Raw genomic sequence first — 24,832 nt, 5'->3', positions numbered from 1 at the left:
GGCTCCGCATTTGAACCCCAAGAATTTGACCGAATAGCGGTACCAGAAACCAAAAAAGGCCGGTCCTAAGACCGGCCCCAAGGGTTTCAGGTGAACTAAAAGATCAGTTCGACGCTGCGTTCAGCTTTTCGTTCTGCTCACGCAGGGTATCCGAGATGATCGCGTACCACTCGCCGGACTCACGCATCTCAATCAGGCCTTTGTTCATCATCGCAATGTATTCGCGTGCGAACGGGTTGGTGCGGTGCGCGAGGAAGCTCATCGAGGACAAGGTGGATACATACGGGTTTTCAACGATGTCAGCCGAGGTCAAGCCCATGTCATTCATTGTCGATGCGAACAGATCCACTTCGAATGCCGCCACATCTGCGGTGCCGGTCAATACGGCATCCAGACACTCACGGGCTGTATTGGGCTGGACCACGGTTGTGTTGTTGTGGTTCAAGCCTTGCTCTTCAAGCACCACCATGCTCCAGCCTGCCATGCGGCAGATGGTCGAGCCTTCAAGGTCCTTGAAAGAAGTCGCGCTTGCATAGTCGCTTTCTGGCAGTGTGAAGAAGCCACCCACGATGTCATAGACCGGGACCGATGCGACAAACTGCGTGCAGCGGGCTTCGGTAGCTTCAGACCACTCATACGAGCGGTTAGTGCAGTCCGGAACGGTCCATGCGATCGAGATGTCAAACGCCCCAAGCGGCAACAGGGTGTCCAGATGCGAGCTCCAGTCATCAACAAAGCTGACCGAGTATTCGCGCTGGTTGCCCGCACGCTGAAGGCTGGTTGTTGCCAGACGGGTCATAATACCGCCACCGTTCAGGGTTTCAGTTGTAAATGGCTCCCATCCGTTGCCCGCGACCATCTTGATCGGCGGAGCATAGACATTCGAACGCTTGACGCTTGCCGCACGCTGTTCCTCGGCCGCAATAACTTCCTGAGCGGATTGACCGTTCGGCAGGCTGCCATCTTCACAAGGCAGCGCAAGAACCAGACCAGGGGCCAGATCGTTCGGGTTGGTGATCAGGTTGCGGTTCGCGTTGAAGATCGGCTGATAGTTCGACGTGCCATAGGCCGCGATGGCGATGGTGGCCATCGTGTCGCCATCCGCGACGGTATAGTTGGTGCAGGCTTCTTGTGCGGCGGCGGCTCCGGCGCTCAGGGCGGTGACGGCTGTTGCCGACAGCGCGACTTTCTTCAGGTTGAATTCAAACATGTCCACTTCCTCCAGACTTTTTAGTTGTCAGGCCGGTTGAGGCCTTAGCCATTTTCCATTTGATGACGCAGAGCGGTCGAAACGATGTCACGCCATTCGCCAGATTGCTGCATGATTGCCAGACCCTGGTTGAGCGTCTCAAGGATCGCTTCCCCATCCGGATTATCTTTGTGGGTCATGACGTTAAGCGACTTGATCGCCGCCAGGTTGGGGTTTTCGAGAATGCGATGCTCATAGCCCAGGCGGCTGATTGCACCGACGGCCAAGTGAGCTTCGATCGCGACGATGTCGGCGCTGCCTTCCATAACCGCGTGAAAGCAATCATCCGGTGACACCGGGCGCATCAGCGTGATCGCCGGTTCATAGAGACCCACTGCATCCATATGCGACAGTGACCAACCCTCGGGGCGGCAGATCGTGGTGCCCGCAAAATCGGCATAGGTCAGCGTCTGTTCATAGCCCGAACCTTCGCGGGCAAAGAAGGTGTCCACAACCTCATAGAACGGGTTCGAGAAATTGTAAGTCTCGCACCGCGCCCGGTCATTTTCCGAGAGGGCTTCGGCCGTTTCGCAATTGGGGCGCGACCAGGGGAAGGTGCCGTCAAAGGCCAGTGTCGGCATCAGCAGGTCCAGATGCGAGGACCAGTCGTTGACGAACTGAATCTTGTAAGCCTGCTCGGGTGCGGCCCGAAGCATCGCGGTTTCCACCAGATTTGTATAAAGGCCGCGATGGGGCAGGGCCTCATCTGTGAACGGCGCATAGTTGCCGCCGGTGATCAGCAGCAACTGGCGATCCCGAATATCGGGGCTGATCCCGCCATCCGCGTCGCGGATCAGTGCGGCACCCTCGGCACGGGCGGCTTCGATTTCTTCGCGGGCCGCGGCTTTGGCTGCAACCACCGCGTCCTCGCTGGTCTTTTTGGCTTCGGCCTCGGCTTCTGCTACTCGGGCTTCGGCCTCGGCTATTGCTTTAGCTGCCCGCTTTTCGGCTGCTGCGACCAGTTCGGCCGCCATCTCGGCTGCCATGGCTTCTGCTTCCGTTTGCGGAACTTCCCGCGCACGCCCGATATCTTCCAGACAGGGCAGGGTCAGCACGTCGCCCACGCGGATGATGTTCGGGTTGTTGCCGATCACGTCGCGGTTGGCGTCAAAGATGATGCGGAAATCCTCGGTCGAATACACATTGATCGTCAATTCGCGCAGGCTGTCGCCTGATTGGATTTCGTAGGTTGAGCACGCCTCTTGCGCCGAGGCGGTTCCGGCCGCGGCAGCAAGTGCCAGGCTGGATATGAACAGATGGGTTTTCATGGGTCCTGTATCTTTGCCTTGGTTAGTTTCTTGTTAATTTCACAACACCGATCGAGGCATTGTCCTGATCGGGGTCAAACTTGGCGTGAAGCGCCTGCAACAACGCTTCGGCGATGTCCTGCGCCCATGCATGCGCGTTGGCCTGCACAATGGTCTGAATTTCCGCGTCGCTGAGGAACTGCAGCCCGTCACTGCCCAGGATCAACACATCTGCTGCAGTCAGGTGCAGCGGCTCTTCCGGGCAATCGACCTTGGGGATTTCGGCCCCCATGACCACTGATGTCAGTTGGTTGCGATCCGGGTGAACCTGGGCTTCAGCCTCTGTCAGAGTGCCTTGGGCCACCTGCGCGTCAATGACCGGAGCCATGGAGTGATCTTCGTTGATCTGGCGCAGCACCCCGTCGCGGAACAGGTACAACGGGCTGTCGCCGATCGAAATCCAGAACACGCGCTGTTCCAGCAACAGCACCCCCAAAAGGGTAGACCCCATGTTGAGGCCCTCGCCGTTTTCCTCGCAGCGCGCGGCAATTGCGGCATTGGCTTGCATGGCAGCCAAGGGCAACGCGTCGATTATCGCGCTTTCGGTCGGGGTATTGCACTCAAGCTCAGCGTCCAGGGCCTCGCGCCAGGCGGCAATCACAAGATCCGAGGCGACTTCGCCTGCCGCATGACCACCCATGCCGTCGGCGACGACAACATAGCTGGCATTGGCCGCATCGAACATGCGCGCCGCGATCGCGTCTTCCTGCGAGTCGCGCTGACCCTGTTCCAGGATCAGAGCAATGTCATATGCCGGTTGCGCCAGCATCTATTAAGCATCCCGCCAGTCAAAGCCGTCATCGCAAAAGGCGGCAAATCGAACTGAGGTTTCGCTGATCCGGATAAGGTCGCCACTGGACAGCGCAACGGTACTCAGCACCGGTTTGCCGTTCAGACGGACCAGGTTGGCTTTGCCGCCGTGACCCAGATAGCATTTGCGGTCTTCGGGATCATAGGCGATCACCGCATGATTGCTGCGTGAAATACCGGTGTCGCCAAAGTCCAGTTGAATAGCCTGGTCGTCGTTGCGGCCAATCTGCATCAGCCCCTCAGTCAGGGTGATGCAGGATCCACGACCCGGTCCGGCGGTTACGACCAGCCAACCCACAGGGAAGGTTTCCTGCGCAGTCTCGGTCTTGGCTACCGGTTCTGCGCTTTCGATCATCTCCTGAACGTGCGTGTCGGCGCGTTCAAAACCAAGGAACGTGGTCTTGACGCGGCCACGGCGGTCCTCGGAGGCGGGCGCTTGAACCGGCTGAGGCGGTTCCGGTGTAATTTCTGGTTCAGGCGCGATTTCAGCGACTGGTTCGGGTTGCGCAGGTTCAACCGGCTCGGGCTGAGCGGTCTCAAGTGTTTCAACAACAACCTCAAGAATGGCCTCTTCCTGCGGCTCCTCGGCCTGTGCGGGTTCTTCCGTCTCGACCTCTTCGTCGGTGGCGATGTGCAGGGTTACAACCGGCTCTTCTGGTTCGGGCTGGGTTTCGGGTGTTTCGAAGATGTTATCCTCGGCCTCTTCGACCACTTCGGTCACCACGACGTCATCCGAGGCATCTTCTTCAGGCTCGTCGGAAAACTCGGGCATGTCCTTTTCGGGGATCAGTTCGTCAGCTTCTTCGTAGGATTCCGACGACATGTTGCCACCGGCCAGCGCGTTACGCAGTGCGTTGAAATCCGCAATCGGCTGGGGCTTTTCCGCCTCAGGCTCTGCGGCTTCTTCCGCGACCACTTCTACTTCGGTTTCTGCTTCTTTAGGTTTGCCGGCACCTTCGAGAAGCCGGCTGAGAGGGCTTTTATATTTGAACATGGTGTCGACACCTTTGCTTTTTGACACAGGGTTTTCGTCCTGCGGGGCTGCTACTCGCCTCTGCGCGCATCGGCACAACGGCACTTACAATGTGGAAATCAAACCAACTTTTATCTGCCGCGACGGGCCGGTCCCCGTCAGGGTGGCGGATTTCCAGGCACCACCCTTCGCTTTCACTTTGCGGCAGATCACTTTCGAACCGGTCAGATTACTCCTGCGCTAGCTGCATCACGGCCTCAGCTTCGGCCCCGTTGCGCAGCACGGTCAGTCGGGCCTGCGTAAGATTGTCCGAAACCAGAGCTTCCAGCAGGGCATCCAGGCTTTCTTCTTCGTTCAGGATGGCCCCGGTTTGCGCTTCCGAGATTAGAACGTCACCAGTCCGAAGGCTTCCCGCCGTGTCGGTGGGGGTGCTCGTTACAGTCGCCTTCCAGCCTTGACCGTCTTCATTGCGGACGGTAAAGCCAATGCCGTTTTCCAAACCGATCACACGGATGGCAGGCAGGGCCAGCAAGCCGTTCTGGGCCAAGGTCTTGCCCAGCGGACGATAACGCGCGGTCACACGGATATACCCGTCAGGATCAACGGACAGATCATCCAGAACATGCGCGGCGAAGCTTGCATTCTCGCGGATGGGTTTGCCATTCAGCGTATAGATCGCAGCGCCGCGCGTGACCCAATCGCCGATCACCGACATGTCTTGTGCCGGGTCAACACCGGTAACGGCGATGATGCTGCCGGTGGATACACGACGTCGCGAGAACTGGAACGGAATCTCGACATCCCAATGCGAGAAGGCAACTTGCGTTTCCGCAGGGGTTCCCGACGAAACCACCGCGGGTGAAGGTTCGGCTGTCTGGGCTTGGGCCTCTTGTGTGTCAGCCGAGGGGGCCTGTGTCTGCTCGACAGGCTCTGGCGTCGGTTCTGCCGTAACGGGCGCCGGTTCAACTGGTTCCGGCGTAGGTTCGGTGTTGGCCGCTTGCTCGACAGGGGCTTCGGTATCAGCAGTCTGCTCGACAGGTGCTGCCGTTTCAGTTTCGACCTGGGTTGTTGCTGGGGTGGTGGCCTCGGTCGTTGCGGGTTCGGCCACAACTGCAATGTCCTGCGCGGGTTCCGGTTTTTCGCTGGTCATCAGGAAGTATCCGCCCGCCGCCAGACCGGCCACAACAACGGCAATGCCCGCAACCAGTTTTCCGCTGCCGCCTGATCCACTTTTAACCACAGTGTCAACGGCGACGGCCGTGTCTTCCTTGGACGTGAACTTGGCCAGTTCATCGTCGTCTTTATCTTCGTTGCCCAGAGCCAGATCTGCGTTGCCAGCCAGTAGTGCGGTGACCACCGCCTCGGCGTTTTCGCTTTCGGCTTTGATCCGGGCTTTTTCAACCTCATCATCCTTACGGTCCATCGCAACGATGACGGAAACCGGACGATAGTCGAACGTATCGAACATCACGCCCGGACCGCGGAACATGCGCAACCAATCCAACGCGCTTTGCAGGCGGTCAGTGACGTGAACCTCCATCGCCTTGTCGATCGCTTCAAGGAACCCATCCGGGTAGCCTTTGAACTGCCCAGCCAACGGAGAGTATGGGTCGTCCTGGTCATTGTTGAATGCGTTCAGGCGGGTCTGACCATCAATTGGGCGTTCTCCGCTGATGGCGTGATACAGCGTGGCGGCCAGCACATAGAGGTCACTGCTGGGGCCTTGATCGGCGCCACGCACATAGAATTCGTGGGGGGAATAACCGTCCTTGATAACCCGCAGGGTCAACAGAGCCGCGGATTGCTGTGCCGCTTGCTCGCGCGCGGCGCCGAAGTCGATCAGCACCGGATCGCCGTTCTCGTTGATCAGGATATTGTCGGGTGAGATATCCCGGTGCAGCATGCCGCTTTGGTGGATGAAGGACACCGCAGACAACATCCTTTCGGTCACCTGTACGATGAAATCCGGCCCGGCCTTGTTGTCGGAGTTCTCAACGTAATCCAACAGATCGCATCCCTTGATGAAATCCATCGCGATATAGGCGGTGTTGTTGTCTTCAAAGACCTGGTGGACGTCTACGATATTGGGATGCACCAGACGCGCGTGGTTGCGTGCCTCTTGAATGAACAAATCAATGATGGCGTGCAGATCGTCCTTGTGGTCAGGATCGGCGGGTTCGACCGTGTCGCCATTGCGACGGCACAAGGCACCCGGAAAGCACTCTTTGATCACCACGTCACGCTCTAGGCTGTCGCGGGCCAAATAGGTGATCCCAAAGCCGCCATTGCTTAGGAAACGCAGGACTTCATACTGACCGCGCAGTAGTTTTGCGCCGGGTTGAAGTCCTTCAATTTTCGGTTCGTCGTGCGATGCACCGACCGCCTGGTTGTGGCTCATTTCTTTCCGCCCGTTCTGATCGTTTTGCGGTTTATTTAACTGGGCTAAATCGCCCTCGAACTCACAACCAAACACAACCGCAGGACACTTAAGACGGTTAGACGTTTCAAATTTGACTTTATTGGGGCCGCCTCATGGCTTCACTATGGACCGTTTTCGGATCAATGCTACATATTGTATTTTGATGAGGTAGTATCTCTAAATGTTGAAAATCAGCCTGCACAAAATGCAAGCTGATCGACTGTTTGTCTCCGCTTGGTCAACGGAGTCAGAAAGTTTTAGGTGCGATTCTGGGGCATTCGAATCGCTGTATCGCGACTCAATTTTAACGAGAAGTTATCAGGTTCCGGTTTTTGGCTGCGCCGAATCCACTCGGCTGCCTGCCCAGGCAAGGTTATCGCTGAGCTGTGCCAGAATGCTGATCGCGTCCTTCAAGGGGGCGTCACCGCTTTCAAATTGCAACAACAACAACAGGTCGGTGGCCTTTTCGAACTCGCCCGGGATCCAGTCGGCCGTGGGGTCGATTTCGCCCCCTTGCTCTAACCGTTCGGCGAAATCTTCGACGATTTCCTGGCACGAATGCAAAAAGGCCGACGGTTCGATATCCGACGATTCACGCAGGTCTTCATAGATGCTGGCAATTGCGGCCAGCCAGTCCTCGAGGATCGGGTTTTCAAGCGGCGGCAGTGCGGATTCCAGCGTGGCATGCATCGAGGCAATGTCGGCCGGCTGCGGCTCGGCCTCGGGCAGGTCCAGCGTTTCCAGAAAGGGCAGAAAGTCCTGTTTCAGGTCTGCCTGTGCGGCTTCAAGGTCAGCCAGACGGCGGGCGGATGCGATCTCTAAAACCTGTTCCGCCAGATTTTGGCCACCACAAGTTTCCCACAGGGTAAAATCGGGCTCGGGCTCCTGCGCCATGGCGCGGACGGCAACCGGCGTGCCAATAGGCACGACCGAGCGGAACAAATCGCCCTTTTCCTTGTTGAGCCGCGACAGAACCCGATCCAGTGCTTCGCTGACATGCGGTAGATCGGTGTGGGTGACGGCCAGCAGACTATTGGCGCGCAGCTCTTGCGGGACTTGTACCCACAGATGCCGTTCGGTTTCACGCCAGGCATTGGTCCCGTTGGTACACCAGATCGCACAATCGACGAATTTCAGCAGATCGAGCGTCTCTTTGTAATTGTCGTCCAGCGCGCCGGTTCCCGGCAGATCGAACAAAGAGATTTCCTGCAGGGCAGGGGTGTTCAGCCCAACCGAAATGAAATCGGGTTCATCCGCGGCTGCTTTTTCCAGAGCGATGCCGGAATAAATCTTGGGTTCACGATCCCACCAGCCCACTGTGGTTTCCGGAGTTTCGGAATAGGCGACGATAACCAGTGGCAATTTCAGGTGTTGTGGCCCGGTGGGCAGGATATCGGCCCCGGCCAACATATTGGCAAGGCTGGACTTGCCAGCCCCGAATTCCCCGGCAAAACCGATGTTGACCGCGTTGGACAGCCGTTCGGCATGGGCCAGCGCTCTATCGCGCATATCGCCCAGTGCCTCATCGGCTGTCAGGTTTTCGGTCACGGTCAGAAAGCGTTCAAGTTGTCTTACTTCCTGTTCGGTTCCGGGAAATTCGATCATTCCGCCGCCTCTGCTAGTAATTTGTCTACGTCATCCGCGCCGAATACTGCGCTTAGTTCTGCCACGATGCGCTGTGCCTGATCAAAGGCCATTTGAGCCTCGGTGCGCTCATTGGTTTCGCCGCTTCCAATGCGATGTTCAAGATGCCCGGCCAGCAAGGCCAGATAGTGATCCAAAACGGTGTTCAGGCGCTCCAACAAATCGCTGCGGGCGGTGTCTACCAGATCATCGCCGATCATCTCGAATTCCTGAACGATCATGCGTTCGGCGCGGGCGACAACGCTTTTGCGAGAAATCAGACGTGACAGCCAGCTGACCCGCAGTTCAACCGTAATGCCGCGGGTCAGAGCTGTGGTATCCGGGCGGAACCAGCGTACGGCACTGGTATTCATGCGGTTGTCGCTTGGGTCTTGCCAGCCGGGCAGGGCGCGCAAGGCGGCATTGCTTTGCATATCAATCGAGTACAATTCGCTCAGCATCCGCTGCCGCACCACTTGCGTGGCCCCTTGAACCAACTCGCGCATTCGGTCGCGCAGCGGAGTGAAGTTTAGTTCGGTATCCCCACCCTTAGCAAGCAGGGGTGAGTCGCCATTCGGTCCCCGAACCACAGCCGAGACAGACTCGGCCACGGTATCGTCCATGACCCCGCGTAGATTGGCCAGAACATCGTCCATGTCATTGACGATTTCCGAGGTTTTTTGCGTTACCAGTGTGCGCAGATCGGCGAGCGTCTTACTATTCTCGTCACCGCTGTCGGGGGCAGGGCTGATTTCCTCTTCGATGACGCGCAGATGGGCCTTGCTGCGCTCAAGCTCGCCTTGGGCAAAACTGTTGAGGTGCTGCCAAGCCATCCGCAGCTGTTCATTGCGCGGTCCCTCGGTCAGCGCACTGGTCACGTGACGGCGCAGGTCTGGCAAGCCCGAAGCGATCATGGCGGCAAACCGCAAGACGCCTTCGCGGCTGATCGGGCCCGAGCCGCGTTTGATTTCTTCGACCCCGTCCAGATATTGCTTCATTTGTTCCGGATGCGCGCGCAGCCAGGCCAGGACCTCATCATGGTTGATACCTGTTTCGTCCCCGGTCAGCGCATAGTGCGCCCACTGGGCGCTGCCCATCAGCACATCGATATCCGAATTGCCAAGTGCTTTTTCCAAACCGTCCATCACATCGGCCCGGACCTTGCCCGCATCTTCGGCTCCACCGCCCAATTCGTCGACGCGGTTGATGAAGACTACGATCTGACCCAGTTCCAGCGCCTGCATCAGGCGAAACAGTTTCAGATCGGCGCGGGACAGGGCCTGATGCGCAGACAGAACCACAACAAAGAAGTCGGATTCCTTGAGGTACTGGCGCGAAATCTCCTCGCGGATCAAAAGCGGGTCGTTGACGCCCGGCGTGTCCGTCACCGTCAGCGGGAACGGGAAGTGGCCGATGTCGAAATAGACCTCGGCCTTGCGGGTGATGTCGCTGTAGAGACCACGATCTGATCCAGGGTCGTGCTCACCCTCTTCGGTTGGATCATCCCCGGCACAGACATAGCGCGCCAGATCGTCTGAATTCAGGTCATCCAGATCGTGATGCTGACCCAGCAGGTGTTTATAGCTTTCACCCAGACGCAGTTTGGCGCGGGTTTTCATCGCCTCGACCTGCTCTTCGATCATTTCGCGCTTATAGCTGTCCTCGTCATCGGGGAACATGTTGCGCAGCTCTTCGCCTTCGGCGATCAGCGCTTGCCACTGGCGGTTGTCGAAAAAGTGGAATTCGGCCCCTGCGGTGCGTCCCGATGGGTGGCCGAAATGCATATCGGTAATCACCGTCGTCCACGGGTTCACATCCGACGGCAGGTATTCGGCCTGCCCGGTGAAGCCGTTGATCAAACGGGATTTGCCGGCCTTGATCTGCCCGACAAAGGCAATCGAAGGTTTCAGATTCGTCAGGTCGCTGACAATTCGCGAAATGAACTGGCGGGTCTCTTCATTAGAGGTGCCGTTCATGTCATCGGCAATACGGATTAACTCGCGACGGTTGTTCTCACTCATAAACTTTACCCTGGTAACTTGTAATCACGGATAGAATTAGTCGAAAAATTGAATGTTATGGCCGAAATCATCCGCCCGGCCTCTTCAGGTTGGTCCACAGATTGACGACGGCACCCAGCTTGCGCGCCTCGTGTACGGCCATTGCCAGGTTTTTACCATCGTTCAGGATTGCCAGCCCGGCGTCTTTGCCACCCGAAGGGCGCATGACAATCAATTGCGGATGGTCCATCACGGCGGCGCTGTCGCCATTCCAACCAGCAAGATCGCGGGCAAAGAGGGCCAGCAGGTCAGAATCGGGGTGTAATGATCCATTTTCTTGGCAATCACCTGCCATTTGCAGTGCTGCCCCGTCGGCCCCGGCTGCCAGAACACGCCCCTGTGCAAACCGCTCGGACCCGTCATAGAAACGCTGCGCAAGAGTGTCGTTTTCTTTGCTTTCCAAAGCTTCATCGGCGGATGCTATTTCGTTCGGGTCGGCATCCGCAACAATGGAAATAACCGGCTCTGGCGGCACTTCTATGTTTTCACAGGCGGTTTCGATCTCGCTGTAGGTTATGCCAACGTCATCCGCCTCAAGCGCCGTGTCTGGTTGCAGGGAAACAAGCTCAAGCGGAGCAGGAGCACAGGCGATGTCCGTGACCAGCTGCGCCAGTTTGACGGCCAGATCCTCACGCGATTCCGTTTCGAAATCCGGGGCAATACCGGATTGCACGCGAAACACATCCGTCACCCGAGAGCTGTTGACCTCAATCGCCAGGCAATCGCCGTTGGCGGCGGTGAATTCCAACCGACGGGGCAGGATGGTGCCGCGAATGGTACGCAAAACCTTTTCGCGCCGCGCCTGGGCAGTTTCGCCTGGTACGGTCACCGCCGGATTCAGGCGGGCGACAGATGCGCGACCGATATCGTCGAGCAGATCAAGTATGTCCGTGTCCATCATGCCGTGACCCCCCTCTGGTCCGGTCTAAACTGCAGCCGCTACCGGCCCCAGGCTGAGATGCGATTTAGTCAACGCCAACCCGACATTGGCGCTGTTGTGACAGATGTAGCAGACCACGTGATCGGGATATTCCCGGGTCCGCAGAAAGATGTGCAGCCGATCGTTCGAAAACACCGCGATTTCCCCAAATCCCGGACTATCCGACTCTTCTGCTGTGGCCGAGCGCAACAATTCCTCAAAGGCTTTGACGCCGCGACCCTGAAACAGGTTAGCCACGGCAATGGCCAAAGTGTCCAGAACGTCCGCGCTGTCTGTGTCCAAGGTGTTGGTCGCCAGCAACATCCCCGTTTCCATATCGACATACCCGGCTGCAATGCAGTCGGGTATGGTGTCCATCGCGGTGTTCAATGCGGCTTCTATTGTCATCGCTTGCTACCTGCGCTTCGGGTCACAACACATGGAATTCCGCCCCGCCGTTTTTTGAAGCGTTCGGAACCGTATGCATCGAATCCTTGGCCTGACGTGCGTAATGTTCGGCTGCGATCTGGTCGAATTCCTTGAGGAACGCGTCGAACACATTTTTCATGCCTTCAGCGTCGTCCGGCAAATCCTCATCCGCAGTGATGTCGCGCCACATGGATGCCGCGCTCAGCGGTTTTCCTGCCGGTACGTTCAGCAAGTCTTCCAGTTTTTCGCCGTTTTTTGCGGCCGGGGTTGCCTCGTCAGGGGCAGCACCGTTGGACAGCGGCACAACTTGCATGTCCACAAGACCACTGGATTCGGGCTCGGGCTCATACTCATCATCTGCGCCTTTCGCCTGTTCCGCCAGCAAAGCCGTAATTGATGACACCGAGACATCGGCGCGACGGTCTTCCGGTGCTTGTTCGGCGCTCTCACTCTGCTCGGACGTGTCTGCCAACTCGCTTTCTGGCGAGGGAAGGATCGGGTCCGAAGCGGCCAGTTCTTCGGCAGGGCTGTCCACTTCGGGGTCAGACAACAGGTTGATATCGTCATCTTCGTCCAATTCGTCATCATCCAGCAGATCGAACGAGTCTTCCTCGTCGAAACCTCGCACGTGTTCGGACAGGTTCAGGCCGGTATCCGGTGTGTCGCGGAAAAAGGCGCGCAGCTCGTCCTCTTGGGCGTCCTGGACGGGTTCAGCATCCTGCTTTTCCGCCACCATTTCGGCGCGTAGGCGCTCGGCCTCGGCCGCATCGATGCGTTCTTCCCGGTCGGTATCCTCGGCGCGGCGCTCGACACGCGTTGGACGAATTGGGAAGTTGGTGACCACTTCGTCTGCGCCACCCGCCTCGGATTCGGATACGGGGTCGACCAGTTTCAACGGCGCCGGTTCGTCGGCCTGTTCTTCCTTTCGCTTGGGGCGAATTGGCTGAACACGAAGGTCGCCTGACAGGCTGTTGTCGATCTGGTAACGCGCCAGCATATCAGCGCGGTTGTCCATGATCTGTTCGGTGATTTCGAGGAAGCTGTCGACCATCTTGCCGCCACCGCTGCGGGCCCACAGTTCGGCGTCACCGCTTTTGTCCCGCGCCGTGATCGCGTCACGAGCCGAGAACAGGATTGATCTGTTAAACAGATGACCGGCTTCGCGGTTCACGCGGCGCAGCACTTTTTGGCGATCTTTCTGGCCCAACACATCTGCGCGGGTCACCAACAGCAGCGAGTTATGCTGCAACCGTTCGGGCAATGACACCCATGTCGCCCGCTCGGTCTCGCGCCAGGCTTGGGTTGCATGAGTACACCACAGAACGCCATTGGCTTGCCCGACCGCGCGACGCCAGACATCGCTGGAAATTTTCGGGTCGGAAATGCCGGGGGTGTCGATCAGGTCCACCGCTTCCAGAATGTCGGATTCAAGGAAAATGCGAACGAACTGAACGTCGTTGACTCCTACGGTATCAAGCTGGTCCAGCGTAATGTTCTCGCGGCTACCATCGTGGCGCTGCACATAGGCCGAACCTTTTCCCCAACTGAACCAGACGGGGGGCAGTTGCGTGGCCGTGACCTGCGTTGGCAGCGCGTGCGAGCGCAGCAAAAAGTTCATCAGCGTCGATTTTCCTGCACTGAACTCTCCCATCAGCGCAAAGATCGGTTTGCGTCGGGACCACTGCTCGATGCGTTCCCATGCCTTAGGAGAGACGAAGCGGGTTTGTGTGTCTTTTGCCATATCGCTACTTATGCTGCCTCGTTACTAAGATCTTTCAGGATGTCACCCAGGATATCGTCGCGCGATTTCTTGGGTGCTATACCGGCCATAAGCGCGGCCTGGCTTGGGTCTTGCTCGGCTGAGGCCGAGATGTTCAACAGGGTCTCGGCCTGCTCGCGCAGGAAGTCAGACAACCCGGCCCGGACATTTTCCAGAACCGCAGCGATCTGATTTTCCTCAAGGTCCTTGGTGATCGAGTTCGCCTCGGATGCGATCAGGCGCGTATAATCGGCAGCGTATGCTTCGAACCCTTTGCGGCGTTGCCACCAGCGGCGCCACCATGTGCTTTGCAGGTCCAGCGCAATGGTGCGCCCGATGCCCAGTGGCGGAGGTACGCGAGGGACGATTGGGGCTTCGATGCTGAATTCACCCAGATGGTTGCCCAAAAGCTTCTGATACAGCGCTTCGACATCCGCCGCGGCGGTACTGTAAAGCGCGCCTGCCTCTTTGCGCATCGCGCGGGCAAAGCTGAAATAGGCCGCTTTCTGCAATGTGCGCAGACCCGCCGGGTCATATTGCCAGGTGCCTTCCTCGCCATTCTGTTCGAGATGCGAAATCAAAGAGTCCGTTGCGCGTTTGACAAAGTTCGCCTCGGCCGATTTCAGACGTTCCAGCACTTTGTCGCGCAAGGCGGTCGTCAGTTCCGCAGCCTTCTTATCGTATTCCTCAGCAACCTTGGCGATTGCCTCTTCGGGGGACACACCATCCAGATCCCGCACGACCCCTTGGCCGTCGGACAGGTTCTTGGCCACAGCCGTCGCCCGAATCTGGCTGGCGATATTGCGGGCGCGATGCCGGACGCGATCCAACAGGCGAGTACCCGCTCCGTCAGCGATCCGTTCATTCATCGCCAGTAGCAGATCGGGAAGACCCGACAATGCCCAGATTTTATCCAGCGACGGGGCCTGATCACCAAACCCTGCTGCCAAATAGAAGGTATTCAGAGCTTGCCGCGACTCTTCTGTCAGAATGTCGGGATTGCCGGTCAGGGCGGCTTCGGCCCAAAGGGCACTGCCGAACACAACGCTTGTGCTCGTGTCGATATTATTCTGTTTCAGCGTGTCCTGAATGCGGTCGCGGATTTCCGGCACTTGATTGACCGGATCTGACAATTCGTCGATGCGGTTCACAAACAGGATGATCTGGCGGTTTTCAAACTGTGCGATGATCCGCATCAGCGCCATATCCATGGTGGTCAGCGCCTGGCTGGCGGCCAGAACAACAACGCAAACCTCGGACCCGCGCAGGCTGCGCAGCGTGATCTGTTCGCGCACCATAAACGTATCGTTCACGCCGGGTGTATCGCAGAGTTTCAGCGAAATCGGATATTGCGGAATGTCCATGAACAGTTCCGCAGATTTGGTGACGTCGGCAAAACGCCCGGTCTTGGGGTTGATATCCGGGTCTTCGTCATCGCCCAGACAGACATAGCGCTGGATCAGTTCGTCGTCGAAATAGTCATACTGGTGGCTTTGTCCCAGGATCAGGTCAAAATGCTGGCCCAGGCGGGATTCGGATTTGGCCTTCATCTCGCCGATCTGGCGGCGAATATCTTCCATCTCATCATCGGCCCCGGCGCGATTGGCCAGTTCTCCCAATCGGCCACCGCCGACCATCAGGTTGTCCCACTCTTCTTGTTCGAAGAAGGTGAACTTGGCTTTTTTGTCGCCTTCCGTGCGGGTGTTGATGTTCAGCGTGGTTACCACCGAGGTCCACGGGTTCACATCCGACGGCAGCAGGGCGGGGCGCCCGGCCAGAATGTTCACGATGGAGGATTTGCCAGCCTTGACCTGCCCAACCAGTGTCACACTGGCCGTAAAATTCTCCATCTTCGTCTTGAGCGTTGCTAACCGCGCCGAGGATCGCGCATCTGCTACCTCTGTCAATTGGTCGATCTGCGTAGACAGGGCAGTCATGGCCGAAGTCATCGGCGTCAGCGCCTCATTTCCAACGGACAGAAGATGGTCGTTTCTGGCCATGGTCAGCCTCCGGTTCCAGTGGCAGCGATGGGATTGTGGTCCTGACCGTCATGAGAGCTGGTCATGATGTCGATACGCGCGATCAGATTCAGCGCAGTGCCCAGAATATCGGCCTCGTCACCGGGTGAGATCGTTTCATAAGCTTGAGAATCGGCAAGCACTTCGATCTCGCTGAACTGTTCACTGTTTTCCAGCAGAGCCAGGCGACGCCCGGTCGGAAAACTTTTTGATTTCGTTCGGGGCAACGGCATGCGCGAGTTGGCCAACAGGTAGTGACCCCCCGAATGCGTACGCAATGACACGCCGAAGCCTGTGTTCGGATGATTCCGGTTCAAGGACTTCAGTTCACCAAGAAAACTTTCACGGGCAAGACCAATGGCGTCTTGCTCGGCAGAAGCAGCGTTCATCATATTGGTCACGGTTAAGATCCTCGTGTTCGAGTTGAGCAAAAAAGAAACTCGTACTTGCCCGAAGGCAAAAAGACTCATTAATTCCCGCTCTCCATAATTGTTGGCAAGGCGGTGTTATTTTGACGCGAATAAGATTTTTTGGCGTTTGAATTGTGGCGCAAATATGGTCGCAACCCCTACAATCGCTCAACTCATGGCCGAGTAGGAAGAATTTCGACACTGAAGGATCAAGGCGCCATAGCTGAGCAAGGCGTTGATTGTAGGATGAATTATCTTGAGGGAGTAGCGGTTAATATATTGTTTTATAACAATATAAATTAGAAGAGAGATTTTGTCTACGAGCCGGTTTTCCGACCCTCCCGGTGCGATGATCGAAGCAACCGTGTTAGGTGCGCCCATCTTTCAATCAGATAACTCAACGTAAGCGAGTGTAATTTTTCGGCCATCTTTAATGTGCATGAATCGTCAACTATTGGTAGGACGACCAATTGAGGGATCAAATGCTGTCGTACTGATTTTCGCCAGGGATCTAAGTTCCAAACATTCAATAAATTGGGACTATTGGCCCGATTCAGTCTGCTCACGAACCCTCAGAGGCTTGGATTCTGCGCGCCGGGTATGACGATCAGCCTCGCCAAGATTGTCGCCAATAAGGGGGCAATAATCTTTGCCAAAAGCCAATTTCCCTCTCGCACTCGGTCGCAGCCTTTGTTATTGAGCACGTCAATCCGGCGCTCAAGGCCGGTCGTGCGGGTGTGGCGAAATTGGTAGACGCACCAGATTTAGGTTCTGGCGCCGCAAGGCGTGGGGGTTCAAGTCCCTCCACCCGCACCACTTTTTCTGATTGTTTGCGCATCACCACTGTCCTGAAGAAACTGTCCAAACCTAATGTCTGGTTGGGCAGCAGCACCGCGTAGGCGCGCGTTGTTTTTGTTCGTTGCGACGCTTATGCCCCCGAGAAGGCCTGAACGCTGCCGCGCGGTTCGAAGACGTGCAGGAACGTGTCGGGATGAGGGCGAATGCGATAGTTGTCGGTTTCATTGCCGAAGATCACTGTGCCATCTTCATCCAGTGCGATGACAATCGCTTTGACAGTATCGCTAGGGTAACCGGGCATCTCAGACGGTGCTCCACCCAAATCTTCGATACCCAGGGTCTTGGCGGCGGCCAATCCATTGTCCTGAAGGATCTCGAAATGGGCCGGTAACATCAGATTCTTTGCTAGTTTCTCGGAATTCTTGATGCCTTGGTTAGAGATGAACTTTACCTTCACACCCGCCTATGTCTTCACCTCTTTGAGCTGGTTCATGCAGAAAGGGCACCAGTTGGCGCGAAAAAAACCAGCAGTGTTTGTTCGCCTGTAAAGGACGCGGAGGTCGTGTGCGTTTCGTCCAGCCGTTGCAGCGGCAATTCAGATAATGCTTGACCATTTCACAATGGCAACGCTCGGCTATGCGGCCATAGTTCGAGAAGATGTGGATGTACAATTGCATGGTAATCGCGCCAAACAAGGCCAGTCCTACGGCAACGTATTCACTTGGGGTCGTGAAACCGCCGCGCGCGGAAATTTGGTAGACTACCCAAGCTACGGCAGACAGGTTGATAAGTTGGATCACCGGCAGGTTCTTCGAGGTTCGGGAAATGACCAACGCTCCGGCCAGCACCATCAGGAAGAACGGCATGGTGAACGTCGCAAAGAATGAACCGATCCAGATCGGATCGTAGCCTGACATCCAGAACATAATAGCTATACTAGCGTCCCTGGCCCTCTTGCAGCGCCAGGGTGAGAACGTCGCCGGGCTTCACGCTAAGCTCACTGTCCAGTACGCGCGGAACTGGTGCCCTTCCACGTCACACGTCACCAGCATATGCGGACCCAATGGCTCCACAATCTTGGCCCGTGCCAAGGCCCTGATCCGAAACGCGCAAATCTTCCGGGCGAATGGCCCATTTCAGGTTTTTGCCGCTGGCTGGACCCTCAAGGCTTTGCCCTGCAACTGTCCAGCGACCAGAGCCCGAAGACTCAGCCGGAAGGTAATTCATTGGCGGATCGCCGATGAAACTGGCCACAAACTCGGCCGCTGGATCCCGATATACCTCGATGGGTGAGGCTGCCTGAACAATTTTGCCTTGATGCATGACACTGATCCGGTCAGCCATGGACATGGCCTCGACCTGATCGTGAGTCACGTAAGTGGCAGCGGTTTTGCTTTCGGCCAGAACCCCCTTCAACTCGGCACGCATTTCCATCCGCAACAGCGCGTCGAGGCTCGACAGGGGTTCGACGATATCGAAGACACGGCCGTTTCGACGCCGGGCCTTTCAACCATGGCAATCAACCCAAAGAAACTAGGCGCGCAATTGGCTGAAATCCTTCTGGACCGAATGCGAACACCCGAACTGCCAGTCCGTCATTTTGAGCATTCCGCGACCTTGGTTGCACGGGGAACATCAGGGCCAGTTCCTGACCGTTGAACCTATTCCCAGAATTTGCTGTAGGTATTCATCGTTGCCCTCGCTGACATTGTGCGAGCAGGGGAGCGGTCATATATGATCGGCGCAGCGAATGTTCGGTTCGAGCCCGTACTTTGCAACACAGCCTGGGAAAACGGCCCTTTAAGTTCAGCGGTTCTCTGCGATTTTGACAAGCTACACTAATTAATCTGCGCTCATCTAGCGCCACACGACAGCTTTAGCGTGTCGAATGCTAAATGCCCCAAAATCGTTTTGATGAACTGATGGATTTCGTCTGCGTCCGCTATGGCTATTGTGGAGGTGTCGTTGATGGGAAACCGATGCATGTAACGCATTTCATTCCTGAATATGGGAACGTAGCTGCAAGTGAATTTTCTGAATGGGTGATGTTGGCAGAAGATATTGGTCCGGATTCGAACTTGGGTTTTCGTGACCAGCATAAAAAGGACATTGAGGCTGCATTCGTAAAGATCATGGGAAGCGCAGTAGTTCCTGCCAAAGAATTGAGATGGGATGCAGAAGACTAAGTGACTTGTGTCGAAGCAGTTGAAGCGAATGATGCTCTATCCGCAATGCGTGAGTTCGACCATTTGGAATTCCGCGGCACCGTCCCGGGTGCCGCGGAGATCTTTTATTTAGAACGACCAGCGAAGTCCCGCCCGAAGGAAGGGGCCCTGGGCGTCGCTGCCGATTTCCTGTTCGGCATTCAGTTCAAGCTGAATGTCCTCAACAATATCTTGCTCGTAGCCAACCGCGACACGAGCGCCGGTGAAGTCGGTAGATGCAAAGATCAGCGACTGAGTCGATGAGAATACGGTCACATCAGCATCTGTTGTTCCCAGATCGCGCCGCAGAACACCGCTGAGCTGCCCGCTTAGGATACCGCCATTACCGAACTGCTTTTCAGCCTCTACACCCAGTTGGGCTTCGATGACTTCGGTGGTGACATCTCCGACCGTGGCGTTGGCGCTTGAGCGTGTTTCGGTGTAGCCATCGTCCTTTTGGTTGGTATAGCGCGCGTTCGCAAATCCGAGCAGCCCGAAATCACCACTGACGTCGAACCCGCGTTCGACCGCGATATGCGCTGTCAACAGCCTGCTGTCATAATCGGCATGAGCATCATCGCTGCCATTGATTTGACGGGTGCGGTCTGTCGAGAGCCAGCCATAGCCAAACCCAGCTTCAAGCGTATAGGCACCAATCTGTCGACCCACGGCGGCGTCAAGAAAAAAGCCGGTCGTGTCAAAGTCCGCGGACTCGTTATCTCCGTCCGCCGAGAACACGCCCATGCCAACAGCCAACGCAATGCCGTTGTCCATTTGACCGGTAATCCCGGCGCTGCCGCTGAAAAGCGATACGTCCAGATCGCTGCCGGTTTCAGGGTCGAACTCTCGATACTGTGCATCGATCATCGCAAATGGCCTGAAGCCCGCAAAGGTGAACCCCTGCGCAACTTGCTCTGACGGTGCATAGTTCAGCGCGTTGCCACTGCTGCCTACGACGCTGCCGTAAAAGGCGACGACGTCGCCTGAAACCGCAAAATCATCAGCATCTACAGCAGCATATATCGGTGCTGCTCCGCCCTCATCCTGCACGAACCAGACAGAGCCCTCTTCGGACACGGTGGTCGTGAAAACACCCGCTCCGGGCGTGGCGTCTTCAAAGTTGAACACAGCGCTGCCGCCCTGCGCGTCGAGATTTACGTTGTGCGCGTCGACCCGTATGACGCCGTCGACATCATCATTGGTGTCAGCGTTAAGCGTGCCCGAACCCGTCCCGAGATAAACGGCATAAACTTCGTCATTGCCGGAAACCCGGATGGTTCCCAGGCCGTCGATCGTGCCGTCAAAGTTGTCGAATTGGATACCGGCAGCACGTGTCCCGGCAGAACCGGTCCCATGAACAGTGATCTGTCCGGTGTTCGAGAACGATCCCTGCATGTCGTTGGCGTAGATACCGATTGCCGTTGATTGGTCCGGCGATAGTCCACCGCCATCCATCCCACCCTGGGCGGTGACCGTGATATTGCCCGAGTTCGAGATGTCTCCGGTTGCGATTTCGTCGACGTATACGCCGTAGGCTTCGGCCTCGGTATCCCGCGAGATGGCGGTGGCCGTGATATTGCCCGAGTTTGTGATGGTGCCGCTCAGATTGTCTGTCAGATAAAAGCCTGCGGCAGTTGCCGAGTCTTCGGCAGCCTCGGCGCGCAAGGTCATGGTCCCCGAGTTGGTGACCGTTCCCGAAACGTCATCGCCAATATACATGCCCGAAGCTGTCGCCTCGTCACCGGTATTTAGAGAAAGCGCGGTCCCGGTGATCGTACCCGAGTTGATTACGGTGCCTTCAACCAGATCTTCGAGGTAAAAGCCGCCTGCATAGGCCTCATCATCGGTATCGGCACTTGCGAATGCAGTGATCGTGCCGCTGTTGATGATGGTTGCGCCTTCCAGCATATCGTCATCGACGAAGATACCATATGCCGAAGCGTCGGATTCAACCGCCAAGGCAGTTACTTTGATCGTACCGCTGTTTTCAATTCGGCCGGACAGATCGCTATCGACAGCAATGCCATAGGCGATCGCTTCATAGGTCGTTGGAGCAGATGCGAAAATGTCCAGAGTGCCCGTGTTCAAGATCACACCGGACGCATCGCCATCAACGAAAATCCCGAATGCAGATGCAGTACTGTCAACGGTGGTGATGGCAACCGATTTTATGGTGCCCGAGTTCACAATCTCACCGGTCTCTAGCAGGTCATCCTCGACATAGATGCCCCAGGCATAGGCGTAATCGTCGGCGAAGGATCTGGCGCGTACATCGATTGTGCCCGTGTTTCGGATGGAGCCGCCAACGTCGCCATCAACGGCGATACCGTAGATAGATGCGGTGCTTCCCGCGGAGGTGTTGATAAGCCCATCGACCCTTATCGTGCCGGTGTTCAAGATTTCGCCGGTCTCTGTAAGGTCTCCGTCGACATAGATACCCCAAGCTTCGATGTCCCCATCAGTCGATTGCACATCGACCTCTATGGTGCCGTTGTTCACGATCGAACCGGCGACATCACCATTGACCTGGATTGCATAAATATCCTGAGGGTCAGAGCCCGTAATATCCAGCGATATGGAGCCGTTGTTCACCAGTTCGCCGCCCTCAAGCAGGCCGCCATCCAGGCGCAGGCCCGTCGCCGTATCCGTGTCGGTGGCAGTGACCGAAATCGACCCGTTATTGGTAAACGTGCTTGAGTAATCCGTAGTGATCGTCAGGGCGGCGGCCGTCGAAGATGTAATCTCAATCGCGCCGCTTGCTGTCACTTCGTGATCCGCATCGGTTGCGAAAACCTGAGGCGTCGTCACCACATTCGAGATCGTATCCGCATGTACGTCCCCGGCAGTCAGTGCAACCATCGATACCTGTGCCAGCAACGCAGCAGGAGCCGCACTCACAATTTGGCCTTTCCACTTGAAAAGACGCCCCCCACGGAGCTTGGGGGCGTTCACCCCCGACCCATTTTTAGACATTTACTATCCCGTTAGATTTTTTTTGTCTTTTTTTGTCGAAGCTTGCCGCGTATTCGCGATCGGCTCCGCTTATGAACTGTTAAAAAGTCGTTAACATATATGCAATCCACCAATTTTGCATTGCATAAGATGATCTATTGCTGTTGGAAATTCGTAGGAAAACTGCAACACAATGTGGCAATTTGACGGCGCTTGGTATCAGGTTGCTATCATGCGCCAGCCCGGAGCTACTTGAATGCCAAAAAACCAGACTTTGTCTATCGGAGAAGCCTATAACCAAGGTGTTCAGGCATTTGAAACAGGGCAATTGAACAAAGCTGTCAAGGTTCTGAACCAAGTCCTCAAGGCTGCGCCCGAATATGCCCCTGCGCATCAACTGCTTGGCGTAATTGCGTTTCAAACCGGTCAGACCGGACCTGCCGAAAATGCCATGCGCGAAGCGATCCGATTGCAGCCAGACAATGCCGGGTTCCTGTCAAATTTTACCGAGGTATTGCGCACGAACGGAAAACCTGAAGAAGCACTCAAGGTCGGTAAACGTGCGGTTCAGCTTGCTCCGGGGGTTGCAAATGCGCATTCAAACCTTGGGTTGGCCTATTATGATATGGGTGAACTGTCCGAAGCCGAAGCCTGTCAGAAAAGAGCGTTGGCCCTAAACCCCGATCTGATTGCGGCGTTGAACAATATGGGATCGATCGCGCGCGACAACGAGGACAGAGAAGGGGCAATTTCATTCTACCGCCGGGTGCTGGACCTGCGCCCGGGCTATCTGGAGAGTGTCAACAACCTCATTTCCGTATTGATCGAAGCTGAACAGTCGGAAGAGGCCACAGAGCTGGCAGATGATTACCTTGGCAAGGGACATGTTTCCGCAGAGTTGCATCGCAATCGGGGACGGTTACACGTTTTGCAGTGCGAATGGGACGAAGCCGAACGCTGTTTTCGGAATGCAATTTCGCTGGATGAGAAGAAGCCCGAATCCTATGTCGGGCTTGCACAGGTTCTGACCGAGAAAAACCTGCATGAACTTGCCCTTGTCGAGGCTGAAAAAGCGCAGCGCTTAGACCCCAGCCACGCACCTGCGTATCACTATATAGCCGTCTGCAAATCGCACCTTGGCGACCTTGAGGCCGGTTTTGCCAATTACGAAAAGACCCTTGAACTAAAACCAGATTTTTCGGCCACGATGATCGCATTGGGGCATCTGGAGATGGAGCGCGGCAACTTTGACGCCGCCCGCAGTTGGTTCAATAAGGCGGCTGAAAGGGACAAGGCGCGTCTGAATGCGCAGATCGCGTTGGTCAGGTTGGACAAGGTTGCCGAAGACAACCCTGATTTTCAGGCTCTTGTGGCCGCGTTGCCCGGGGTCGACAAGTTGCCGCCCGAACAATCGGTTTCGTATCACTACGCTTTGGGGAAATGCTATGAGGACCTCAAGCGCTACGACAGCGCTTTTGAGCATTTTGCAAAAGGGGCCGCACTAAAGCGCAGCATTATCGATTTTGACGCGGACCAGATCGAGGAAACCGCCGACGATCTGATTTCGATGTTTACGCCAGAGCTGGTCCAAAAGCTCCGCCAAAATTCTGTAGATAGCAGCCAGCCGATCTTTGTTGTTGGTATGCCCCGATCTGGAACCACGCTGACCGAGTCGATCCTCGCCAGCCACCCCTACGTTTTTGGGGCCGGAGAGTTGAGCTATATGCACAAGCTGTTTACCGATCAGCTGCGTGGTGGAAACAAGAAGACGGGTAGTCTGATCGCCGCTCTGCCGGATCACGAGATTTCGAAACGCGCCCAACAATATATCCAGCAGCTTGACGCGCACGCGCCTGGTAAACCGTTTATCGTCGATAAGATGCCTGCGAATTTTCTGATGGTTGGTCTGATACACGCGATCATGCCCAACGCACGGATCTTGCATGTCGCGCGCAATCCAATGGATACGTGCCTGTCCTGTTTCACACGGGTTTTTCAGCGCAGCCAGTATCACAGCTATGACCAGGTCGAGCTGGGCCGGTACTTCAACGCCTATGTTCGCGTCATGCAACACTGGAATGATATCCTTCCGTCGGGCAGTTTTCACACCGTTCACTATGAAAACCTGGTCGAGAACATTGAGTTTGAAGCGCGTCGCCTGATCGCCTTTTGTGGTCTTGAATGGGATGATCGCTGCCTTGAATTTCACAAAGATGCGCGGCGAGTTCGTACCGCCAGCGTTCAGCAAGTGCGCCAGCCGCTGTACAAGTCCTCAAAGGAAAAATGGCTAAACTACAAATCTCATCTAACCCCGCTTATTGAAACTATCGGAGAAGCAAGGATTTCTTTCTGAAAGATTTTCGCTGAAACCTAAAATTGAAGGTTGCCGGTGTGAAGTAGGGCGCTGTTTTCGATCCAAAATCACCAATGTCAGCTGGTTTAGAACGCCCGAATGTGCGTTTCGCGATTTGCTAAAGGCTCAGAACCTAACTCTCGCAATGCATAGATGAACCGATTTATTCCCGCCGCGCCATCACGTGATGCATGACCAAGTTCAGCACTTCGACATCATCCTGATTAAATGTCCGATAGCGAAACCGTACCGTTCCCCGGTCGGGTTAGGAACGAGACGGCGTAAGCGCTTCGACCGTAACACGAGCGCAGAGCGTGTCGTCCGGGAAAACAGGAGCAAGCCACCGAACCTCGTCCATACCACGACCGCCCAAGTTGGTGCCGGTGAGTATGCCGGTGTCACGAAAAAGGCGGAAGGTGAGGGGAATGGTTTGAAACCTACTGGCAATTCCTAGCTCCTGGTCCACCAGTGCTATCGCTCACCTACGTCAGAAGTTACCGTCCCTTCGAGTGTGCAGCAGACGCGGTCTCTAACCACCGAATAGGTACA

At 56.2% G+C, this 24,832-nt stretch carries 19 protein-coding genes and 1 tRNA gene; 4 read left to right on the top strand and 16 right to left on the bottom strand.

Annotation, left to right across the window (positions count from 1 at the left end; translation table 11 throughout):
* Positions 1–103: 103 nt before the first annotated feature.
* The 12 genes from ACR0AJ_RS08370 to ACR0AJ_RS08315 form a co-directional block, all read right to left on the bottom strand.
* Positions 104–1,210 carry a transporter substrate-binding domain-containing protein gene (locus ACR0AJ_RS08370; RefSeq protein WP_170349894.1) on the bottom strand — a complete coding sequence of 369 codons (1,107 nt, stop codon included), beginning with the start codon at positions 1,208–1,210 and terminating at the stop codon, positions 104–106.
* Positions 1,211–1,254: 44 nt separating this feature from the next.
* Positions 1,255–2,517, bottom strand: coding sequence for a substrate-binding periplasmic protein (locus tag ACR0AJ_RS08365; protein WP_480740580.1), 1,263 nt, complete (start codon positions 2,515–2,517; stop codon positions 1,255–1,257).
* Between the two features lie 22 nt (positions 2,518–2,539).
* Positions 2,540–3,325, bottom strand: coding sequence for a PP2C family protein-serine/threonine phosphatase (locus ACR0AJ_RS08360; RefSeq protein WP_170349892.1), 786 nt, complete (start codon positions 3,323–3,325; stop codon positions 2,540–2,542).
* A 3-nt stretch (positions 3,326–3,328) separates the two neighbouring features.
* Positions 3,329–4,360 carry an FHA domain-containing protein gene (locus tag ACR0AJ_RS08355; protein ID WP_480740578.1) on the bottom strand — a complete coding sequence of 344 codons (1,032 nt, stop codon included), beginning with the start codon at positions 4,358–4,360 and terminating at the stop codon, positions 3,329–3,331.
* Between the two features lie 208 nt (positions 4,361–4,568).
* Positions 4,569–6,737, bottom strand: a complete 2,169-nt coding sequence (locus tag ACR0AJ_RS08350) for a serine/threonine protein kinase (protein ID WP_480740577.1) — start codon at positions 6,735–6,737, stop codon at positions 4,569–4,571.
* A 339-nt stretch (positions 6,738–7,076) separates the two neighbouring features.
* Positions 7,077–8,363 carry a dynamin family protein gene (locus ACR0AJ_RS08345; RefSeq protein ID WP_480740576.1) on the bottom strand — a complete coding sequence of 429 codons (1,287 nt, stop codon included), beginning with the start codon at positions 8,361–8,363 and terminating at the stop codon, positions 7,077–7,079.
* Positions 8,360–10,402, bottom strand: coding sequence for a dynamin family protein (locus ACR0AJ_RS08340; RefSeq protein ID WP_170349888.1), 2,043 nt, complete (start codon positions 10,400–10,402; stop codon positions 8,360–8,362). Before ACR0AJ_RS08340 ends, ACR0AJ_RS08345 begins: the two co-directional genes overlap by 4 nt.
* A gap of 67 nt (positions 10,403–10,469) precedes the next feature.
* Positions 10,470–11,342 carry a hypothetical protein gene (locus ACR0AJ_RS08335; RefSeq protein ID WP_170349887.1) on the bottom strand — a complete coding sequence of 291 codons (873 nt, stop codon included), beginning with the start codon at positions 11,340–11,342 and terminating at the stop codon, positions 10,470–10,472.
* 24 nt (positions 11,343–11,366) lie between these two features.
* Positions 11,367–11,768 carry a hypothetical protein gene (locus ACR0AJ_RS08330; RefSeq protein WP_170349886.1) on the bottom strand — a complete coding sequence of 134 codons (402 nt, stop codon included), beginning with the start codon at positions 11,766–11,768 and terminating at the stop codon, positions 11,367–11,369.
* A gap of 22 nt (positions 11,769–11,790) precedes the next feature.
* Entirely contained in the window at positions 11,791–13,530 is a 1,740-nt protein-coding gene (locus ACR0AJ_RS08325; RefSeq protein ID WP_170349885.1) for a dynamin family protein, read from the bottom strand.
* Positions 13,531–13,538: 8 nt separating this feature from the next.
* Positions 13,539–15,548, bottom strand: coding sequence for a dynamin family protein (locus tag ACR0AJ_RS08320; protein ID WP_170349884.1), 2,010 nt, complete (start codon positions 15,546–15,548; stop codon positions 13,539–13,541).
* 2 nt (positions 15,549–15,550) lie between these two features.
* Positions 15,551–16,036, bottom strand: coding sequence for a hypothetical protein (locus ACR0AJ_RS08315; RefSeq protein WP_226689470.1), 486 nt, complete (start codon positions 16,034–16,036; stop codon positions 15,551–15,553).
* A 671-nt stretch (positions 16,037–16,707) separates the two neighbouring features.
* Between ACR0AJ_RS08315 and ACR0AJ_RS08310 the strand changes: the two genes are divergently transcribed.
* Positions 16,708–16,792, top strand: a tRNA-Leu gene (locus tag ACR0AJ_RS08310).
* 112 nt (positions 16,793–16,904) lie between these two features.
* On the opposite strand, the gene ACR0AJ_RS08305 is transcribed toward ACR0AJ_RS08310, so the two are convergent.
* The 3 genes from ACR0AJ_RS08305 to ACR0AJ_RS08295 form a co-directional block, all read right to left on the bottom strand.
* A complete protein-coding gene (locus tag ACR0AJ_RS08305) occupies positions 16,905–17,168 on the bottom strand; it encodes a hypothetical protein (RefSeq protein WP_480740574.1) in 264 nt (87 codons plus the stop codon).
* A gap of 40 nt (positions 17,169–17,208) precedes the next feature.
* Positions 17,209–17,700: a hypothetical protein gene (locus tag ACR0AJ_RS08300; protein ID WP_480740573.1), complete on the bottom strand. Its 492-nt coding sequence runs from the start codon at positions 17,698–17,700 to the stop codon at positions 17,209–17,211.
* Between the two features lie 109 nt (positions 17,701–17,809).
* The gene (locus ACR0AJ_RS08295) at positions 17,810–18,202 is read right to left on the bottom strand and encodes a hypothetical protein (RefSeq protein WP_480740725.1); all 393 of its coding nucleotides are present in this window, start codon (positions 18,200–18,202) and stop codon (positions 17,810–17,812) included.
* On the opposite strand from ACR0AJ_RS08295, the gene ACR0AJ_RS08290 reads away from it, so the two are divergent.
* Both ACR0AJ_RS08290 and ACR0AJ_RS08285 read left to right on the top strand, forming a co-directional pair.
* Entirely contained in the window at positions 18,092–18,433 is a 342-nt protein-coding gene (locus ACR0AJ_RS08290; protein WP_480740572.1) for a substrate-binding domain-containing protein, read from the top strand. The genes ACR0AJ_RS08295 and ACR0AJ_RS08290 overlap by 111 nt on opposite strands.
* 236 nt (positions 18,434–18,669) lie before the next feature.
* On the top strand, positions 18,670–18,960 hold the full coding sequence (locus ACR0AJ_RS08285; protein ID WP_170412438.1) for a hypothetical protein: 291 nt from the start codon (positions 18,670–18,672) through the stop codon (positions 18,958–18,960).
* A 108-nt stretch (positions 18,961–19,068) separates the two neighbouring features.
* Here the strand turns inward: ACR0AJ_RS08285 and ACR0AJ_RS08280 are convergent, their stop codons facing one another.
* Positions 19,069–21,876 (bottom strand): autotransporter outer membrane beta-barrel domain-containing protein, encoded by a 2,808-nt coding sequence (locus ACR0AJ_RS08280; RefSeq protein ID WP_480740570.1) that lies wholly within the window; start codon positions 21,874–21,876, stop codon positions 19,069–19,071.
* Positions 21,877–22,186: 310 nt separating this feature from the next.
* Between ACR0AJ_RS08280 and ACR0AJ_RS08275 the strand changes: the two genes are divergently transcribed.
* Positions 22,187–24,283, top strand: a complete 2,097-nt coding sequence (locus ACR0AJ_RS08275) for a tetratricopeptide repeat-containing sulfotransferase family protein (RefSeq protein ID WP_480740569.1) — start codon at positions 22,187–22,189, stop codon at positions 24,281–24,283.
* Positions 24,284–24,832 lie beyond the last annotated feature (549 nt).

The organism is Ruegeria sp. CJ9 (genome assembly GCF_056536625.1).
Note: the sequence above shows the minus strand (reverse complement) of the source record. Positions and strands in the feature narration are given on the sequence as shown.

Coding starts and splice junctions, on each gene's coding strand:
- ACR0AJ_RS08370 (WP_170349894.1), bottom strand. CDS start 1,210: ATGTTTGAATTCAACCTGAAGAAAGTCGCGCTGTCGGCAACAGCCGTC.
- ACR0AJ_RS08365 (WP_480740580.1), bottom strand. CDS start 2,517: ATGAAAACCCATCTGTTCATATCCAGCCTGGCACTTGCTGCCGCGGCC.
- ACR0AJ_RS08360 (WP_170349892.1), bottom strand. CDS start 3,325: ATGCTGGCGCAACCGGCATATGACATTGCTCTGATCCTGGAACAGGGT.
- ACR0AJ_RS08355 (WP_480740578.1), bottom strand. CDS start 4,360: ATGTTCAAATATAAAAGCCCTCTCAGCCGGCTTCTCGAAGGTGCCGGC.
- ACR0AJ_RS08350 (WP_480740577.1), bottom strand. CDS start 6,737: ATGAGCCACAACCAGGCGGTCGGTGCATCGCACGACGAACCGAAAATT.
- ACR0AJ_RS08345 (WP_480740576.1), bottom strand. CDS start 8,363: ATGATCGAATTTCCCGGAACCGAACAGGAAGTAAGACAACTTGAACGC.
- ACR0AJ_RS08340 (WP_170349888.1), bottom strand. CDS start 10,402: ATGAGTGAGAACAACCGTCGCGAGTTAATCCGTATTGCCGATGACATG.
- ACR0AJ_RS08335 (WP_170349887.1), bottom strand. CDS start 11,342: ATGATGGACACGGACATACTTGATCTGCTCGACGATATCGGTCGCGCA.
- ACR0AJ_RS08330 (WP_170349886.1), bottom strand. CDS start 11,768: ATGACAATAGAAGCCGCATTGAACACCGCGATGGACACCATACCCGAC.
- ACR0AJ_RS08325 (WP_170349885.1), bottom strand. CDS start 13,530: ATGGCAAAAGACACACAAACCCGCTTCGTCTCTCCTAAGGCATGGGAA.
- ACR0AJ_RS08320 (WP_170349884.1), bottom strand. CDS start 15,548: ATGGCCAGAAACGACCATCTTCTGTCCGTTGGAAATGAGGCGCTGACG.
- ACR0AJ_RS08315 (WP_226689470.1), bottom strand. CDS start 16,036: ATGAGTCTTTTTGCCTTCGGGCAAGTACGAGTTTCTTTTTTGCTCAAC.
- ACR0AJ_RS08305 (WP_480740574.1), bottom strand. CDS start 17,168: ATGTTACCGGCCCATTTCGAGATCCTTCAGGACAATGGATTGGCCGCC.
- ACR0AJ_RS08300 (WP_480740573.1), bottom strand. CDS start 17,700: ATGTTCTGGATGTCAGGCTACGATCCGATCTGGATCGGTTCATTCTTT.
- ACR0AJ_RS08290 (WP_480740572.1), top strand. CDS start 18,092: ATGCATGACACTGATCCGGTCAGCCATGGACATGGCCTCGACCTGATC.
- ACR0AJ_RS08295 (WP_480740725.1), bottom strand. CDS start 18,202: ATGCGTGCCGAGTTGAAGGGGGTTCTGGCCGAAAGCAAAACCGCTGCC.
- ACR0AJ_RS08285 (WP_170412438.1), top strand. CDS start 18,670: ATGCCCCAAAATCGTTTTGATGAACTGATGGATTTCGTCTGCGTCCGC.
- ACR0AJ_RS08275 (WP_480740569.1), top strand. CDS start 22,187: ATGCCAAAAAACCAGACTTTGTCTATCGGAGAAGCCTATAACCAAGGT.